Annotated in this window: 16 protein-coding genes and 2 pseudogenes; 4 read left to right on the forward strand and 14 right to left on the reverse strand. The window is 70.4% G+C overall.

What is annotated here, in order from left to right:
• Window positions 1-27: 27 nt before the first annotated feature.
• The 5 genes from der to aroH form a co-directional block, all read right to left on the reverse strand.
• On the reverse strand, window positions 28-1,500 hold the full coding sequence (gene der / locus STRTUCAR8_RS22280) for a ribosome biogenesis GTPase Der (protein ID WP_044472667.1): 1,473 nt from the start codon (window positions 1,498-1,500) through the stop codon (window positions 28-30).
• A 91-nt stretch (window positions 1,501-1,591) separates the two neighbouring features.
• Window positions 1,592-2,344 (reverse strand): lysophospholipid acyltransferase family protein, encoded by a 753-nt coding sequence (locus STRTUCAR8_RS22285; protein WP_078507271.1) that lies wholly within the window; start codon window positions 2,342-2,344, stop codon window positions 1,592-1,594.
• Entirely contained in the window at window positions 2,302-2,979 is a 678-nt protein-coding gene (gene cmk / locus STRTUCAR8_RS22290; protein WP_006378180.1) for a (d)CMP kinase, read from the reverse strand. The genes STRTUCAR8_RS22285 and cmk overlap by 43 nt, the downstream gene beginning before the upstream one ends.
• Before the next feature lie 212 nt (window positions 2,980-3,191).
• The gene (locus tag STRTUCAR8_RS22295; protein WP_006378177.1) at window positions 3,192-4,280 is read right to left on the reverse strand and encodes a prephenate dehydrogenase; all 1,089 of its coding nucleotides are present in this window, start codon (window positions 4,278-4,280) and stop codon (window positions 3,192-3,194) included.
• Window positions 4,277-4,639 carry a chorismate mutase gene (gene aroH, locus STRTUCAR8_RS22300; RefSeq protein ID WP_006378196.1) on the reverse strand — a complete coding sequence of 121 codons (363 nt, stop codon included), beginning with the start codon at window positions 4,637-4,639 and terminating at the stop codon, window positions 4,277-4,279. The genes STRTUCAR8_RS22295 and aroH overlap by 4 nt, the downstream gene beginning before the upstream one ends.
• A gap of 270 nt (window positions 4,640-4,909) precedes the next feature.
• On the opposite strand from aroH, the pseudogene STRTUCAR8_RS22305 reads away from it, so the two are divergent.
• From STRTUCAR8_RS22305 to STRTUCAR8_RS22320, 4 genes and pseudogenes are all read left to right on the forward strand, one after another.
• Window positions 4,910-5,604: pseudogene (locus STRTUCAR8_RS22305) on the forward strand (hypothetical protein).
• Window positions 5,605-5,656: 52 nt separating this feature from the next.
• Window positions 5,657-6,241, forward strand: a complete 585-nt coding sequence (locus STRTUCAR8_RS22310) for a DUF6529 family protein (RefSeq protein ID WP_006378201.1) — start codon at window positions 5,657-5,659, stop codon at window positions 6,239-6,241.
• Complete coding sequence (locus tag STRTUCAR8_RS22315) at window positions 6,238-6,645, forward strand: Rieske (2Fe-2S) protein (RefSeq protein WP_006378184.1); 408 nt, start codon at window positions 6,238-6,240, stop codon at window positions 6,643-6,645. The genes STRTUCAR8_RS22310 and STRTUCAR8_RS22315 overlap by 4 nt, the downstream gene beginning before the upstream one ends.
• Window positions 6,646-6,667: 22 nt before the next feature.
• On the forward strand, window positions 6,668-7,441 hold the full coding sequence (locus STRTUCAR8_RS22320) for a nucleotidyltransferase domain-containing protein (protein ID WP_006378185.1): 774 nt from the start codon (window positions 6,668-6,670) through the stop codon (window positions 7,439-7,441).
• On the opposite strand, the pseudogene STRTUCAR8_RS22325 reads toward STRTUCAR8_RS22320, so the two are convergent.
• The 9 genes and pseudogenes from STRTUCAR8_RS22325 to ald all read right to left on the reverse strand — a co-directional run.
• A pseudogene (locus STRTUCAR8_RS22325) lies at window positions 7,367-7,828 on the reverse strand (nucleotidyltransferase domain-containing protein); the annotation flags it as partial. The gene STRTUCAR8_RS22320 and the pseudogene STRTUCAR8_RS22325 overlap by 75 nt on opposite strands.
• Window positions 7,829-7,974: 146 nt before the next feature.
• Window positions 7,975-8,997 (reverse strand): ADP-ribosylglycohydrolase family protein, encoded by a 1,023-nt coding sequence (locus STRTUCAR8_RS22330; protein WP_006378194.1) that lies wholly within the window; start codon window positions 8,995-8,997, stop codon window positions 7,975-7,977.
• On the reverse strand, window positions 8,994-9,830 hold the full coding sequence (locus STRTUCAR8_RS22335; RefSeq protein ID WP_006378204.1) for an NUDIX hydrolase: 837 nt from the start codon (window positions 9,828-9,830) through the stop codon (window positions 8,994-8,996). Before STRTUCAR8_RS22335 ends, STRTUCAR8_RS22330 begins: the two co-directional genes overlap by 4 nt.
• A 293-nt stretch (window positions 9,831-10,123) precedes the next feature.
• Window positions 10,124-11,362 carry a pseudouridine synthase gene (locus STRTUCAR8_RS22340; protein WP_048818802.1) on the reverse strand — a complete coding sequence of 413 codons (1,239 nt, stop codon included), beginning with the start codon at window positions 11,360-11,362 and terminating at the stop codon, window positions 10,124-10,126.
• Window positions 11,362-12,024, reverse strand: a complete 663-nt coding sequence (scpB, locus tag STRTUCAR8_RS22345) for an SMC-Scp complex subunit ScpB (protein ID WP_006378176.1) — start codon at window positions 12,022-12,024, stop codon at window positions 11,362-11,364. The genes STRTUCAR8_RS22340 and scpB overlap by 1 nt, the downstream gene beginning before the upstream one ends.
• Complete coding sequence (locus STRTUCAR8_RS22350) at window positions 12,021-13,040, reverse strand: segregation and condensation protein A (protein WP_006378178.1); 1,020 nt, start codon at window positions 13,038-13,040, stop codon at window positions 12,021-12,023. The genes scpB and STRTUCAR8_RS22350 overlap by 4 nt, the downstream gene beginning before the upstream one ends.
• Before the next feature lie 18 nt (window positions 13,041-13,058).
• On the reverse strand, window positions 13,059-13,649 hold the full coding sequence (locus STRTUCAR8_RS22355) for a hypothetical protein (protein ID WP_006378175.1): 591 nt from the start codon (window positions 13,647-13,649) through the stop codon (window positions 13,059-13,061).
• Entirely contained in the window at window positions 13,634-14,770 is a 1,137-nt protein-coding gene (locus STRTUCAR8_RS22360) for a ParA family protein (RefSeq protein ID WP_078507273.1), read from the reverse strand. Before STRTUCAR8_RS22360 ends, STRTUCAR8_RS22355 begins: the two co-directional genes overlap by 16 nt.
• Before the next feature lie 434 nt (window positions 14,771-15,204).
• Window positions 15,205-16,320: an alanine dehydrogenase gene (gene ald, locus STRTUCAR8_RS22365; protein WP_006378193.1), complete on the reverse strand. Its 1,116-nt coding sequence runs from the start codon at window positions 16,318-16,320 to the stop codon at window positions 15,205-15,207.
• Window positions 16,321-16,325 lie beyond the last annotated feature (5 nt).

A 16,325-nucleotide genomic window follows, 5' to 3' on the forward strand; every position in this document is an offset into this window, starting at 1 on the left:
GAGACGTACGACGTCTACCTGCGACCGCTACTTCTTCCTGCCGCGCTTCTCGCGCACCCGCACCGAGATGTGGATCGGCGTGCCCTCGAAGCCGAACTCCTCGCGCAGACGGCGCTCGATGAAGCGGCGGTAGCCCGCCTCGATGAAGCCGGAGGCGAAGAGCACGAACCGCGGCGGCTTGACGCCCGCCTGGGTGCCGAACAGGATGCGCGGCTGCTTGCCGCCCCGGATCGGGTGCGGGTGGGCGGCGACCAGCTCGCCGAGGAAGGCGTTCAGCCGGCCCGTCGGGACCCGGGTCTCCCAGCCCGCCAGGGCGGCCTCGATCGCGGGGACCAGCTTCTCCATGTGGCGGCCGGTGCGCGCCGAGACGTTGACGCGGGGCGCCCACGCCACCTGGGCGAGCTCGGTCTCGATCTCCCGCTCCAGGTAGTAGCGGCGCTCCTCGTCGAGCGTGTCCCACTTGTTGTACGCGAGGACGATCGCACGGCCCGCGTCGACGGCCATCGTGACGATCCGCTGGTCCTGGATGGAGATGTTCTCGGAGCCGTCGATCAGGATGACGGCGACCTCGGCCTTCTCCACGGCGGCGGCCGTACGCAGCGAGGCGTAGTAGTCGGCGCCCTGCTGGAGGTGGACGCGCTTGCGGATGCCCGCCGTGTCGATGAACTTCCAGGTGACGCCGCCGAGTTCGATCAGCTCGTCGACCGGGTCACGGGTGGTGCCCGCGATCTCGTTGACGACGACGCGCTCCTGGCCCGCCACCTTGTTCAGCAGCGAGGACTTGCCGACGTTCGGGCGGCCGATGAGGGCGATGCGGCGCGGGCCGCCGACCCCGGTGCCGAACGTCTGCGCGGGAGCCTCGGGCAGCGCCTCCAGGACGGCGTCCAGCATGTCGCCGGTGCCACGGCCGTGCAGCGCGGAGACGGGGTGCGGCTCGCCGAGACCGAGGGCCCAGAGATACGAGGCGTCGGCCTCGCCGCTCAGCCCGTCGACCTTGTTGGCGCACAGGACGACGGGCTTGCCGGCCTTGCGCAGCAGCCGGACGACAGCCTCGTCGGTGTCGGTCGCGCCGACCTTGGCGTCGACGACGAAGACGACGGCGTCGGACGCCTCGATCGCGTACTCGGCCTGTGCGGCCACGGAGGCGTCGATGCCGAGGACGTCCTGCTCCCAGCCGCCGGTGTCGACGAGCTTGAAGCGCCGCCCGGCCCATTCGGCCTCGTAGGTGACGCGGTCGCGGGTGACGCCGGGCTTGTCCTCGACGACGGCCTCACGGCGCCCGATGATGCGGTTGACGAGTGTCGACTTGCCGACGTTCGGCCGCCCCACGACGGCGAGGACGGGCAGCGGCCCGTGTCCCGCCTCGTCGAGCGCGCCCTCGACATCAGCTACATCGAAGCCCTCGACCGCGGCGAGCTCCATGAACTCCGCGTACTCGGCATCGCCAAGCTCTCCGTGCTCGTGCTCTCCCGAGCCGTCGGAGGGAATGTGGTCGTTCATGAAGTCCGTACCTCGTTCATCGTGGTGATCGGTGTAACCCCCCGTTATCGGGTGATCCACTACTCAAACTGCTCAAGTACTCAAGTGTCGCTCAGCGCCCGGCGGGGCGCCCGGCGTTTTCCTGACGGCCGGTGAGCCGTCTGGCGTTCTCCAGGTGCGCGGTGAGCTGCTTCTGGATGCGTACGGTCGCCTCGTCCAGCGCCGCGCGCGTACGCCGCCCGGTGCCGTCGCCCGCCTCGAACGGGTCACCGAAGACCACGTCGACGCGGCTGCGCAGCGGCGGCAGCCCCTTTATCAACCGCCCGCGCCGGTCGGTACTTCCCAGGACGGCCACCGGAACGACCTGCGCACCGCTGCGCACGGCGAAGTAGGCCAGACCGGCGCGCAGCGAGGCGAAGTCGCCCTCGCCACGGCTGCCCTCGGGAAAGATCCCGAGGACTCCGCCGTTCGCCAGCACCGCCAGGGCCTGGGCGATCGCCGTCCGGTCGGCGGTCGAGCGGTCCACCTTGACCTGTCCGAGGGCGTGCATGGCGGGCCCGAGCAGCCCGATGAACGCCTCTTTCTTGACCAGGAAGTGCGACGCCCGGGGCGCCACACCGATGACCATCGGGCCGTCGATGTTGTGCGAGTGGTTCACGGCGAGGATCACCGGACCGGTCGCGGGGACCTTCCAGGCGCCCAGGACGCGCGGCTTCCACAGCCCGTACATCAGACCGACACCGATACGCCGCCCGACCTCGGCACCCCGCTGCGTGGGAACCTCGGCCGCCTTCGACTCCCTCGACGTCTTCGACGGAACGCTCACTTCGCGTCCCGCTTCTCCTCGACGAGGGTGACGACGCATTCGATGACCTGCTGCAGAGTCAGCTCGGAGGTGTCGACCTCCACCGCGTCGTCCGCCTTGGCGAGCGGCGAGGTCTTACGGCTGGAGTCGGCCGCGTCCCGCTTCAGCAGCGCCTCACGGGTGGCGTTGACGTCGGCACCCTTCAGCTCACCGCTGCGGCGGGCGGCACGCGCCTCCGGGGACGCGGTGAGGAAGATCTTCAGGTCGGCGCCGGGCAGAACGGTCGTCCCGATGTCCCGCCCCTCGACGACGATCCCCTTCTCGGCCGACGCGGCGATGGACCGCTGCAGCTCCGTGATCAGCGCACGCACCTCCGGTACGGCGCTCACCGCGCTGACCTTGGAGGTGACCTCCTGGGTACGGATCGGACCACCGACGTCGGTGCCGTCCACGGTGATCGTCGGGTTCTCCGGGTCCGTACCGGAGACGATCTCGGCCTTGCCCACCACGGCGGCGATCGCGGAGGGGTCCGTGAGGTCGATCCCGTTGGTCACCATCCACCAGGTGATGGCCCGGTACTGCGCCCCGGTGTCCAGGTAGCTCAGCCCGAGCTGCGCGGCGACAGCCTTCGACGTGCTCGACTTGCCGGTGCCGGAGGGCCCGTCTATGGCGACAATCACTGCGGCGCGATCCACTGTGGAGGCACCTTTCCTGGTCCGGGGTGGTGGGGCGGGGGCGCATGGCACCCCGGACAAGGTTACTGGGTACTGGTCACTCATCCGGCCGCAAGCCCTTCTGGCCCCGGCCCGCACCCCCAGCCCGTCCGGCGATTGAGGACAAGGCCCGTTCAGGGCCGGAGCGGGGGCCTGGGGACGGCAGCCCCCAGCGACGCCCACACCAACACCGCTCACGACTGCCGAATCGCCCACCCACGCTCCCGCAGCGCAGCAGAAAGCACGGGTGCGGCCGACGGCTGCACCATCAACTGCACAAGCCCCGCCTGCTGCCCCGTCGCATGCTCGATCCGCACATCCTCGATGTTGACCCCCGCCCGCCCCGCATCGGCGAAGATCCGGGCCAGCTGCCCGGGCTGGTCGTCGATGAGCACGGCCACGACCTCGTACACCAGCGGAGCGGCCCCGTGCTTGCCGGGCACCCGCACCTGCCCCGCGTTACCGCGCCGCAGCATGTCCTCGACCCCGGACACACCCGCACGGCGCTTCGCCTCGTCGGAGGACTGGAGGGACCGCAGTGCCTGAACCGTCTCCTCCAGGTCCGCGGCGACGTCCGTGAGGAGGTCGGCGACCGGCCCGGGGTTGGCGGAGAGGATGTCGATCCACATGCCGGGATCGGAGGCGGCGATCCGGGTCACGTCCCGGATGCCCTGCCCGCACAGCCGTACGGCCGCCTCCTCCGCGTTCTCCAGCCGCGCGGCGACCATGCTGGAGACCAGGTGGGGCATGTGGGAGACAAGGGCGACGGCGCGGTCGTGGGCGTCCGCGTCCATGACGACGGGGACCGCACGGCAGTGCGAGACCAGTTCGAGGGCGAGGTTCAGCACCTCCGTGTCGGTGTCCCGCGTCGGGGTCAGCACCCAGGGACGGCCCTCGAAGAGGTCGCCGGTCGCGGCCAGCGGGCCGGACTTCTCGCGGCCCGACATGGGGTGCGAGCCGATGTAGGACGCCAGGTCGAGGCCCATCGCCTCCAGCTCGCGGCGCGGGCCGCCCTTGACGCTGGCCACGTCGAGGTAGCCGCGCGCGACACCCCGGCGCATCGCGTCGGCGAGGGTGCCTGCCACGTGCGCGGGCGGAGCGGCGACGATCGCGAGGTCGACCGGCCCCTGCGGCGCCTCGTCCGTCCCGGCGCCCAGCGCGGACGCCGTACGGGCCTGCTCGGGGTCGTGGTCGGCGAGATGGACGACGACGCCCCGCGAGGCGAGGGCGAGCGCGGCGGACGTACCGATGAGGCCCGTGCCGATGACGAGTGCGGTTCTCACTGGGCGATGTCCTTGCGCAGGGCCCCCGCGGCACCGAGGTAGACGTGCGCGATGTCCGCGCGGGGCAGGTCCGACTCGATGTGGGCGAGGATCCGTACCACCCGCGGCATCGCGCCCTCGATGTCCAGCTCCTGGGCGCAGATCAGCGGTACGTCGACGATGCCGAGCTTGCGGGCCGCGGCGGCCGGGAAGTCGCTGTGCAGGTCGGGGGTGGCCGTGAACCAGACGCTGATCAGGTCGTCCGCGGTGAGGCTGTTGCGCTCCAGGACCGCGACGAGCAGTTCACTGACCCGCTCGTCCATGTGCCCGGCCTCGTCCCGGTCCAGTTGGACGGCGCCCCGCACCGCTCGTACCGCCACGGTGATGCTCCTTGCTGATGTACGTGGGTGGAGCTGATGTACGTATTCGTATCTACGTATCGGCTCTTGGCGCATCCAGCCTAGTCAGCCCGCATGAAGAGGACCCGCGGCGCCCGCCCGCTGAGACGCGCCCCCGCCTCACACCGGGCTCTGCCAATGTCACCCGATTCGCCCCAATCCGCGACTTGGGGTGCGAACACGCCCGTGCGCTCTGGACGCGGGGGCCCAGGTCCGCTCTCATGGCAGGAAACTCGCCTCGGGGGAGGCCCGATGAAGCGCACCGGACCGCTTTTCACACTGCTCGCGGGACTGTTGTTGGCCCTGTTCATGCTGTCGCTCAACGCGACGACAGGAACGAAGCCGGCGTCCACGTCCCAGGCGGACTCACCCGGCTACGAGGTGTCACCGTCACCGTCACCTCCGAACACGAAGGCGTCTCCTTCGCCTTCCCCGCCCGTGACCCCGTCACCGACTTCGTCTCCGTCGCCCACCAAGGCCCCCGCGCCGAACGCGGACTACGCGGGCCGTACGGACGACGACTCCTCCGCGGTGTCGGTCTCGCTGCGCGACGGCAAGCGATCGCGTACTTCTGCGACGGACGTGACAAGGAGTCGTGGCTGAAGGGCGATGCCGAGGCCGACGGTTCCATGAAGCTCACCGGCGAGGGCGGCTCCGTACTGAACGGCACCCTCAAGGGCAGCAGCATCCGCGGCACGGTCGACATCGAGGGCGGGCACTACGCCTTCACCGCGGACAAGGCGGTCAAGCCGTCGGGGCTGTACCGGGCGACCGCGACCGTGCGGAACGCCAAGATCGACGGCGGCTGGATCGTGCTGTCGACCGGGGAGCAGGTCGGCATCCTCAACCGCGACGGCAAGCCCTCCCCCGCGCCCCGCATCGACCCGGAGACCGGCGCGGTCACGATCGACGGCCGGCGGCTCACGGCCCGCCCGGTCACACCCTGAGCCCCCTTCCCCGACTCCTCCCGCTCCTCCCACTCCTCGCAGGGAGCCGAACATGACCGTGGACCCGAACGCCGCAACCCAGAGCTTCCCTCCGCGCCCTCCTGCCCCCAGCGGCCCGAGCGCGGCCCGCTATCTCGTCCCGGCGCTCGTCGCCGCCGCCGTGGCGGTGGGCCTGGGGGTGTACGGCAAGGTCCACGACCCGGAGGGCACCGCCTTCAACCTGGCCGGGTTCAGCAGCACGGGCGCGGTGAAGTCGTGGCTCGCGACGACGGCGTTCGGCTTCGCGCTCGTCCAGGTCGTGTCGGCGCTCATGGTGTACGGGAAGCTGCCGGGCCCGAGCTGGTCGGCGGTGCTGCACCGCTGGTCGGGGCGGATCGCGTTCCTGGTGGCCGTTCCGGTGGCAGTGCACTGTCTGTACGCTTTCGGATATCAAACATACGATTCACGTGTGATGTGGCACTCCCTCCTGGGATGCTTCTTCTTCGGCGTCTTCAGCGCGAAGATGCTGCTGCTTCGCTGGGACCGGCTGCCCGGCTGGCTGCTGCCGGTCGTCGGCGGACTGGTCTTCACCGTTCTGACGATCATCTGGCTCACTTCCGCCCTCTGGTTCTTCCGCAACATCGGAGTGACGACATGACGCAAGGCCCGACGCGCCGCACGATCCTCCTCGCGACGGGCGCGGCGGCGCTCACAGCGGGATGCAGCGAGTACGGCGACGAATCCGGGTCGTCGACGGTCTCCGCCGGCTCCCCCGGTCAGGAGCTGGCCACGACGGCCGACATCCCGGTCGGTGGCGGCAAGATCTTCAAGGACGAGCAGGTCGTGGTGACCCAGCCCAAGGACGGCGAGTTCAAGGCCTTCACCTCGATCTGCACGCATCAGCAGTGCCCAGTGGCCAATGTCGAGGGCGGCACCATCAACTGCACCTGCCACGGCAGCAAGTTCAACATCGCGGACGGTTCGGTGGCCAACCCGCCGGCTGCGCGGCCACTGGCGGAGAAGAAGATCACGGTGACGGGAAATTCGATCCGCCTGGCGTGACCTTCCCCCGTACGCTCCCGGAATGAGCCCGCAATCCGACCCCCAGAGTTCCGAGACCCCCGAGAACCTGGTGCGCGACCACACGGTCTACGCCTGTGTGATGGGTTCACGCGCCTTCGGCCTGGCGACGGACGGCAGCGACACGGACAGGCGCGGGGTCTTCCTCGCGCCCACTCCCCTGTTCTGGCGCTTCGAGAAGCCGCCCACGCATGTGGAGGGCCCGGCGGAGGAGCAGTTCAGCTGGGAGCTGGAACGCTTCTGCACCCTGGCTCTGCGGGCCAACCCGAACATCCTGGAGTGCCTCCACTCGCCCCTCGTGGAGTACGCCGACGACATCGGCCGTGAACTCCTCGCCCTGCGCGGAGCGTTCCTCTCCCGCCAGGCGCACGAGACGTTCGCGCGCTACGCGCTCGGCCAGCGCAAAAAGCTGGAGGCCGATGTCCGCGTCCATGGCGCCCCGCGCTGGAAACACGCGATGCACCTGCTGCGCCTGCTGATGAGCTGCCGCGACCTGCTGCGCACGGGCACGCTGACGATCGACGTCGGTGACGAGCGCGGTCCGCTGCTGGCGGTGAAACGGGGTGAGGTGGGCTGGCCGGAGATCGAGTCCCGGATGAACCGCCTCGCGGAGGAAGCCGAACAGGCCTCCCGCACCAGCCCGCTCCCCGAGGAACCGGACCGCCGTCGCGTCGAGGACTTCCTGATCCGCACCCGCCGAGCCTCAGCTCACCAGCCGGACCCGCACGACGAGGTCGTGCAGGGCGTCGTACGCGGTGGGGACGTCCGGCAGCCCTGAGGCGGCCTGCGCGTCGTCCAGTACGCGGTGCAGCCGCTCCACATCGGCCGCCACGCGCGCGTGGCCGACGTCGGCCACCCCGTGTTCCCGCTCGGCCTTGGCCGCGACGAGCTCGGGCAGATACGCGGGGGCCTCGCCGATCTCCCCGACGAGCGTGGGCAGATGGGCCTGTACCTCGCCACTGCGCATCAGGTGGACGCCGGTGAGCAGCACGCGGAACGTGTAGAGCAGCGGCTTGAGTTCGCCGGTCTTCTCGAAGAGCCGCCACTGCGTCACCGCGAAGCCTCTGTAGTGGTGCGCGTGGTGGCCGGTGAGGACACCGGGGGCGAGCGCGGCCAGTTCCCTGTGCGTGTCGGACGTGTGCACGACCAGCGGGGACAGCAGCCTCAGCGGCGCGGCATCAGCCACCCACAGCCCGTCCGGCGTTTGAGGACGAGGCTCCTTCAGGGCCGAAGCGGGGGTCTGGGGGCGCAGCCTCCGGCAAGGACCCATACCGACATGACGCGCTACTCCGGCAGCGCACCGTTCATCCGTCAAGCGTCCCAGAGCGCGCCCAGCGTCTGCAGGTCACCCCCGTACTCGATACGGTCCGCCCAGGGGGTCGGCCAGGCGTCGGTGCCGTGGTGGGCGCCGGCGAAGGCTCCGGTCAGGCAGGCGATGGAGTCCGAGTCGCCGGAGGTGCAGGCGGCGCGGCGCAGGGCCGTGAGGGGCTCGTCGGGGAAGAGCAGGAAGCACAGCAGGCCGGTGGCCAGGGCCTCTTCGGCGATCCAGCCGGCGCCGGTGGCGATGCAGGGGTCGTCCTCGGGCGAGGCGGTACGGACGGCGAGCTGGAGCTTGTCCAGGATCGCCAGGCACTCGTCCCAGCCGCGGGCGATGAAGTGCTCGGGGCTCGGATCGTGGCTGTGCGTCCACAGGTCGCCCAGCCAGCGGTGGTAGTAGTGGCTCCGGCTCTCGTGCGCGTAGGTACGCAGCAGGGTCACCAGCCCGGCCGGTTCGGCGCCCTGGGCGAGCAGCCGTACGGCGTGCGCGGTGAGGTCGGACGCGGCCAGGGCCGTCGGATGGCCGTGGGTGAGCGCGGCCTGCAACTGGGCGGCGCCCGCGCGCTGTTCGTCACTCAGGGCCGAGATCAGACCGAGGGGCGCGACGCGCATGTTGGCGCCACAGCCCTTCGAGCCGATCTGGCTGGCCTCCTGCCAGGGCAGCCGCTCGTTCTCCAGCAGGTCGCAGGCGACCAGACAGGTGTGGCCCGGCGCCCGGTTGTTGTCCGGCGACCGGTACCACTTGACGAACTCCTCGCGCACCGGCCGTTCCATCCCCGCCGGGGCGAGCAGCCCCCGATCCATCGCCGCGCGCAGCCCGTGGGCGAGCGCCAGCGTCATCTGGGTGTCGTCGGTGACGATCGCGGGCGTGGGCAGCTCCATACGCCGCCACGGCCCGCACTTGGCGAGGATGGACGGGATGTCGTTGAACTCGGTCGGGAAGCCCAGTGCGTCGCCGAGCGCGAGCCCGATCAACGCCCCGCTGGCGGCGCGCTTCCTGACGGTGGTGGTGGTCATGCGGGGCGTCCTTCCGGTGACGTGGGAGACGGTGACGAAGGGGACGGCGAGGAGGGGGACGGTGAGAACGGGGGCGGGGCCGGCGACGCCGACGTGGTCGGGCGCAGCAGCGGCGGGTGCAGAGTGGCCGCCGTACCCGCGCGGTACAGCGCGGCGGGTTTGCCCCGGCCGCCGGTGAGGCGTGCGGCACCCGGCACGGGCTCGACGAAGCCCGGGGTGGCGAGCACCTTGCGGCGGAAGTTGGGCGGGTCGAGCGCGGTGCCCCACACGGTCTCGTAGACCTGCCGCAGCTCGCCGAGGGTGAACTCGGGCGGGCAGAAGGCGGTCGCGATGCAGGAGTACTCCAGCTTGGCGCCGACCCGGTCGTGGGCGTCGGCCAGGATGCGGTCGTGGTCGAAGGCGAGCGGCCCGAGCGCGTTGTAGCGCAGCCATTGGGCCTGTGCCGCGTCCCCGCCGCCGTGCGGTTCGGGCGCGTGCGGCAGCAGCGCGGCGAAGGCCACGGACACGACCCGCATTCTCGGGTCGCGGTCGGGCTCGCTGTACGTGCGCAGCTGCTCCAGGTGCAGCCCGGACACGTCCGACAGGCCGGTCTCCTCGGCGAGTTCACGCCGGGCCGCCGTCTCCGCGGACTCGTCGGGCAGGACGAACCCTCCGGGCAGCGCCCAGCGGCCGGCGTACGGTTCGTGACCGCGCTCGACGAGCAGCACGTGCAGCGCGCCCGCGCGCAGGGTGAGGACCGCCAGGTCGACGGTGACGGCGAAGGGTTCGAAGGCGTACTTGTCGTACCCCTCGGGGGCCTGGCCCCGAGCCGCTCCGTTCACAGGTGCGGTCATGCCCGCCCACCCCTCCTGCCATCGCTCTTTATGGTCACCATGACCAATAGTCATACCGACTATAAAGAGCGCGAGCGGGACCCACAACCCTTCTTGACGACTCCCATACGCCCAAAGTCCCTCAGCGGCCCTCAGCGGCCCCTCAGGCGCCCCGAAGGGTCGGGAGGGCCCGGGAGGGCACCCGAAGGCCGTCCTGCACCCCCAGCCGCACCCAGGGGCCGTCCCGGCGCACGAAAAACGGCCGGCCCCGGAAAGCTCCGGGACCGGCCGCGAGTGCGGACACATCCGCTCGTCTACAGGTCGACTTCCTGCATCAGCATGCCGACCTCGGTGTTGGACAGGCGGCGCAGCCAGCCCGACTTCTGGTCGCCGAGGGTGATCGGACCGAAGGAGACGCGCACCAGCTTGTCGACCGGGAAGCCGGCCTCCGCGAGCATGCGGCGCACGATGTGCTTGCGGCCCTCGTGAAGGGTGACCTCAACGAGGTAGTTCTTGCCGGTCTGCTCCACGACGCGGAAGTGGTCCGCGCGGGCGTACCCGTCCTCCAGCTGGATGCCGTCCTTGAGCTGCTTGCCCAGGTCGCGCGGGATCGGGCCCACGATGTGCGCGAGGTAGACCTTCTTCACGCCGTACTTGGGGTGCGTCAGCCGGTGCGCCAGCTCACCGTGGTTGGTGAGCAGGATGACGCCCTCGGTCTCGGTGTCGAGGCGTCCGACGTGGAAGAGTCGCGTCTCGCGGTTCGTCACGTAGTCGCCGAGGCACTGCCGGCCCTCGTTGTCCTCCATCGTGGAGACGACGCCGGCGGGCTTGTTCAGCGAGAAGAACTGGTACGACTGCGTGGCCACCGTGAGCCCGTCGACCTTGATCTCGTCGTGCTCGGGGTCGACGCGCAGCCCCTGCTCCACCACGATCTCGCCGTTGACCTCCACACGCGCGTGCTCGATCAGCTCCTCGCACGTGCGCCGGGAGCCGTAGCCCGCGCGCGCCAGGATCTTCTGGAGCCGCTCGCCCTCCTGCTCGGCGCCCGGGAACGTCTTGGGCAGCTTGACGTCCTTCTTCTCGGCGTAGCGCTCCCGGTTGCGCTCCTCGGCCCGCGCGTCGTACTCGCGGGAGGTCGCCGGGACCCAGCGCCCGCGTCCGGTGCTGTTGTGGCCCTGCCTGGGCCCGCCCTTGGCGCCGCCGCGCGCGGAGGCACCGCGCCCGGACTTCGGACCGTCCGGGGTGGCGCCCGGTCCCACGTCGTAGCGGCGCTCCTCGGGGCGCGGCTTACTGGGACGCCCCTGGGGCTGCCCCTGGCCCGGGGCCTGACCCTGACCGCGGCTCTGGCCCTGACCCTGGCCCTGACCGCGCCCCTGACCCGAACCCTGGCCTCGCCCCTGACTCGGACCCTGACCGCGGCCCTGGCCCTGACCGCGCCCCTGACCCTGACCCTGGCCGCGCCTGTCGCCCCCACCGCTGCCGGCGCCGCGAGAGTTACCGCGCCCGCCACCACTCTTGCCGCCACCGCTACCGCTGCCGCTACTGCTTCGCATCAAAATTCCGTCTGGTCGTCTGCGTCGTCTGCACCCGGAGCATCGGGAGCATCCGGATCGAACGACGGAACACCTTCCTGCGTCTCGGCCTCGATCGCGTCCGCCTCCGGAAGGAAGGGTGCGAGCTCCGGGAGTTCGTCCAGGCCTCGCAGGCCCATCCGCTCCAGGAAGTAGTTCGTCGTCGTGTACAGGATCGCACCTGTTTCGGGTTCCGTGCCCGCCTCCTGGACCAGACCGCGCTGCAACAGGGTCCGCATGACCCCGTCACAGTTCACTCCGCGGACGGCCGAGACCCGGCTGCGGCTGACCGGCTGCCGGTACGCGACGACCGCGAGCGTCTCCAGCGCCGCCTGGGTGAGCCGGGCCTGCTGGCCGTCCAGCACGAAGCCCTCGACGGCCGCCGCGTACTCGGGCCGGGAGTAGAAACGCCAGCCCCCGGCGATGAGCCGCAGCTCGAAACCGCGCCCCTGAACGGTGTACTCGTCGGCCAGCGCGCGCAGGGCGTCCGCGATCTGCCGCCGGGGCCGCTGAAGGATCTTCGCGAGGTGCTCCTCGGTCGCGGGTTCGTCCACGACCATGAGGACGGCCTCCAGGGCTGGCCCGAGATCGAGATCGGCGACGGTCCGCGGCCCGGCCGGCACCTCTGTGGTCTCCTCGCTCACGCCTTCTCGTCCTTCCCTGGCTTCACCGGCTCAGGCGGCCGGTCGAACTCGTCGGTGACCGTCGGCTCCCGATCGCCCTCCCCGCCCGTCCAGCGCACCACCAGCTCCCCGAGCGCCGTCTCCTGGTCCAGGACGACGACCTTCTCCCGGTACAGCTCCAGAAGGGCCAGGAAGCGCGCCACGACGGTCAGTGTGTCGTCGGTGTCGTCGACGAGGTCCTGGAAGGTGGCCTCGCCCAGCTCCCTCAGCCGCGCGACGACGATCTGGGCCTGCTCCTGCACGCTCACCAGGGGTGCGTGGATGTGGTCGACGTACACCTGTGGTCTCGGCCGGGGCTGCATCGCCTTCACGGCGAGCTTCGCGAACCCCTCGGCCCCGATGCTGATGACGACCTCGGGCAGCAGTTCGGCGTGGTGCGGTTCCAGTCCGACGGTACGGGGATAGCGGCGGGCCTCGTCGTCGAGGCGGCGGCTGAAGATGTCGGCGACCTGCTTGTACGCGCGGTACTGGAGCAGCCGCGCGAACAGCAGGTCGCGGGCCTCCAGCAGGGCCAGGTCGGCCTCGTCCTCGACCTCGGCGGCGGGCAGCAGCCGCGCGGCCTTCAGGTCCAGCAGAGTGGCCGCGACGACGAGGAACTCGGTCGTCTGATCGAGATCCCAGTCGGGGCCCATCGCCCTGATGTGTGTGATGAACTCGTCGGTCACCTTGGAGAGGGCGACCTCGGTGACGTCGAGCTTGTGCTTGGAGATCAGCTGGAGGAGGAGATCGAAGGGCCCCTCGAAGTTGGCGAGGCGGACCTTGAAGACCCCGTCATCGGGTTCGGCCGCCGGAACCGCCTGAACCGGGGGCTCCGGCAATTCCTCGGCGACCGCGGGGGCCTCCACCGGTACCTCGGAGACCTCGGGGGACGCCTCGACGGGTTCCTCGGCCGAAACGGGTGGCGAGCCCCCCGGACCCCGCCCCAGCACACGCCGACGACCGGCGGAGCCGGGGGCAGGGGCGTCGTTCGAGGTCATGGCCCACGCAGGCTACCGCTAGCGGCCACGCAACCGTCGTACGAGGATGCTCGCGTCCCCACGGGACTCGAGATCCGCGAGCACCACCGCGACCGCCTCGCGCACGATCCGGCCGCGGTCGACCGCAAGCCCGTGTTCGCCCCGCAGCACGAGACGCGCGTGCTCAAGGTCCATCAGCTCCTCGGCGGAGACGTACACCGTGATCTTCTCGTCGTGCCGCTCACGCCCGCTGGGCCGCCGCGAGGGGGCCCGGCCGCGCTTGCGGGACGCCGACACCGACTGGGGCGAGGGACCCTGCTGTCCGGAGGCAGAACCTTCCTGCTCGCCCTGGCGGCGCATCGAACGCTCCGCGGCGGCCTGCCGGCTGCGCGACTCCCCGGCCGGGTCCACGCCGGCGGCGGCATGTTCGTCGCCGTCACCGTCACCGCCCTGGACGGGTACCGAGTGCGGCGCGTCCTCCGAGGCGGCGGCCCCGTCGCTCTCCCCGGCGGGACCCGGAACCCGGGCCTCGCCGCCCGCCTGACGCCTGGGAGAGGACGACTGGAGCGCCATGCCCCCGGTGGTACGGAACAGTTCGTCGGCCCCCGGCAGACTCACTCGGCGTGACACCGGGCGAGCACCTCCCTGGCGAGCTGGCGATAGGCGGCGGCACCGACGGAGTTCGAGGCGTACGTGGTGATCGGCTCACCGGCGACCGTGGTCTCCGGGAAGCGGACCGTGCGTCCGATGACCGTGTGGTAGACGTGGTCATCGAAGGCCTCGACGACACGTGCGAGCACCTCACGGCTGTGCACCGTGCGTGAGTCGTACATCGTGGCGAGGATGCCGTCGAGCTCCAGTTCCGGGTTCAGCCGCTCCTGGACCTTCTCGATGGTCTCCGTCAGCAGCGCGACACCTCGCAGCGCGAAGAACTCGCACTCGAGAGGCACTATCACCTTGTGAGCGGCCGTGAGGGCGTTCACGGTGAGCAGGCCGAGCGAGGGCTGACAGTCGATCACGATGTAGTCGTAGTCGGCCATGAGCGGCTTCAGGGCGCGCTGGAGCGTCGACTCGCGCGCGACCTCCGACACCAGCTGCACCTCGGCCGCCGACAGGTCGATGTTGCTCGGCAGCAGGTCCATGTTCGGGACCGCCGTCTTGAGCAGCACCTCGTCCGCGGACATCCCCCGCTCCATGAGCAGGTTGTAGACCGTCAGGTCGAGTTCCATCGGGTTCACACCGAGGCCCACGGAGAGGGCGCCCTGCGGGTCGAAGTCGACCAGCAGGACCCTTCGTCCGTACTCCGCGAGCGCGGCACCCAGGTTGATGGTCGACGTCGTCTTGCCCACGCCGCCCTTCTGGTTGCACATCGCGACGATCGTCGCGGGGCCGTGACTCGTCAGCGGACCCGGGATCGGGAAGTACGGGAGCGGGCGGCCGGTGGGGCCGATGCGCTCACGGCGCTGACGGGCCGCGTCGGGCGCGAGCGTGGCCGCGTACTCCGGATCGGGCTCGTATTCGGCGTCGGGGTCGTAGAAGTGCCCGTCGGGCAGTTCGTCGTAGTCGGCGAAGTGGTTGTGGACCCCGCCACTACCGTCGCCGGCCATGGCGTTCACGTGATGACCATCCATGCTCATGTGTCCTGGCCGAGTCACCTCGGACATCGGGTGACCTTGGTGGGCTGCGAAGGTGCGGACCGCGACGGAGCCGACAGCCGCGAGCCCCGTGGGGCCCGATCCCCGCGCCGGCATTCCTGGTTGACCACCCCCGGGAGTAAATGTCGACTCATTCACAAGTCGTCTTACCTCCTTGGTGACCAGGAAACTTCTCGATAGGTCAGCGTGGCACCATGCCGACGGTTGGCGACTCTATGGCGTGTCGGCCGTTCGCAGCAACACAATCCGCCGGACCCGGCCCGATGTGTCGGCAATGAAACATCCCGCTGTCAAGGGCGTACGGCCGTCGCACGGCAGGGTTCACCGGTGCGCGAATCGGTTGAAGCGTTACGTTCGAGGCGAGTTGAACGAGTGTCGCAAAGTGACCATACACACATCCGGCCGGACCTTGTCGGGCAAGGTCCGGCGGGGTGCGGGGCGTTGACGACCCCTGTTGACGTATCGCCTTTTACCCGTTGATGACTTGGTCGTTTAGTCGACCGGCAGCACCTTCGGGGCGACCCCGAACGTCAGCCGAGCAGTGACTCCAACTCCGCGTGCTCCAGCCCGTGCGCCTCTGCGACCTCCCGGTAGACGACCTTGCCGTCATGGGTGTTGAGACCCCGGGCGAGGGCGGGATCGCGACGCAGCGCCGCCACCCAGCCACGGTCGGCGAGTTCCACGATGTACGGCAGCGTGGCGTTGGTGAGCGCGTAGGTCGAGGTGTTGGGCACCGCGCCGGGCATGTTGGCGACGCAGTAGAAGACCGATCCGTGGACCGGGAAGGTCGGTTCGGCGTGGGTCGTCGGGCGCGAGTCCTCGAAGCAGCCGCCCTGGTCGATCGCGATGTCGACGAGAACACTCCCCGGCTTCATCCGCGACACCAGCTCGTTGGTGACCAACTTGGGGGCCTTGGCGCCGGGGATGAGCACCGCGCCGATGACGAGGTCGGCGTCCAGGACGGCCTTCTCCAGCTCGAAGGAGTTGGACATGATCGCCCGGACCTTGGTGCCGAAGACCTTGTCGGCCTCGCGCAGCTTGTTGATGTCACGGTCGAGCAACGTGACGTGGAAGCCCATGCCGACGGCGATCTGCGTGGCGTTCCAGCCGGAGACGCCACCGCCGATGACGACGGCCCGCGCGGGCTGCGTGCCGGGGACGCCACCGGGGAGCACGCCACGTCCGCCGACCGAGCGCATCAGATGGTAGGCGCCAACCTGCGGGGCCAGTCGGCCGGCGACCTCCGACATCGGGGCGAGCAGCGGCAGGGCGCGGCCGGGCAGCTCGACGGTCTCGTAGGCGATCGCCGTGGTGCCGGACGCGACAAGCGCGTCGGTGCACTCCTTGGACGCGGCCAGGTGCAGGTAGGTGAAGAGCGTCTGATCCTTGCGGAGGCGGTGGTACTCCTCGGCGATGGGCTCCTTGACCTTCAGCAGCAGGTCGGCGGTGGCCCACACCTCGTCGGCCGTCGGGAGGATGCGCGCACCGGCGGCCACGAACTCGTCGTCCGTGATCGAGGAGCCGACGCCGGCGTTCCGCTCGATGACGACCTGATGGCCGTGGCGCACCAGCTCGTGCACGCCGGCCGGGGTGATGGCCACGCGGAACTCGTTGTTCTTGACCTCGCGGGGGATACCGACCTTCACGTCGA

Source organism: Streptomyces turgidiscabies Car8 (genome assembly GCF_000331005.1).
Taxonomy (GTDB): domain Bacteria; phylum Actinomycetota; class Actinomycetes; order Streptomycetales; family Streptomycetaceae; genus Streptomyces; species Streptomyces turgidiscabies.

What these genes read in the sequence shown, in the direction of transcription:
- der (WP_044472667.1), bottom strand. Translation starts at nt 1,500, where the DNA reads ATGAACGACCACATTCCCTCCGACGGCTCGGGAGAGCACGAGCACGGA.
- STRTUCAR8_RS22285 (WP_078507271.1), bottom strand. Translation starts at nt 2,344, where the DNA reads ATGCGTCGTCACCCTCGTCGAGGAGAAGCGGGACGCGAAGTGAGCGTT.
- STRTUCAR8_RS22310 (WP_006378201.1), top strand. Translation starts at nt 5,657, where the DNA reads ATGACCGTGGACCCGAACGCCGCAACCCAGAGCTTCCCTCCGCGCCCT.
- STRTUCAR8_RS22315 (WP_006378184.1), top strand. Translation starts at nt 6,238, where the DNA reads ATGACGCAAGGCCCGACGCGCCGCACGATCCTCCTCGCGACGGGCGCG.
- STRTUCAR8_RS22320 (WP_006378185.1), top strand. Translation starts at nt 6,668, where the DNA reads ATGAGCCCGCAATCCGACCCCCAGAGTTCCGAGACCCCCGAGAACCTG.
- STRTUCAR8_RS22330 (WP_006378194.1), bottom strand. Translation starts at nt 8,997, where the DNA reads ATGACCACCACCACCGTCAGGAAGCGCGCCGCCAGCGGGGCGTTGATC.
- STRTUCAR8_RS22335 (WP_006378204.1), bottom strand. Translation starts at nt 9,830, where the DNA reads ATGACCGCACCTGTGAACGGAGCGGCTCGGGGCCAGGCCCCCGAGGGG.
- STRTUCAR8_RS22340 (WP_048818802.1), bottom strand. Translation starts at nt 11,362, where the DNA reads ATGCGAAGCAGTAGCGGCAGCGGTAGCGGTGGCGGCAAGAGTGGTGGC.
- STRTUCAR8_RS22350 (WP_006378178.1), bottom strand. Translation starts at nt 13,040, where the DNA reads ATGACCTCGAACGACGCCCCTGCCCCCGGCTCCGCCGGTCGTCGGCGT.
- STRTUCAR8_RS22360 (WP_078507273.1), bottom strand. Translation starts at nt 14,770, where the DNA reads ATGCCGGCGCGGGGATCGGGCCCCACGGGGCTCGCGGCTGTCGGCTCC.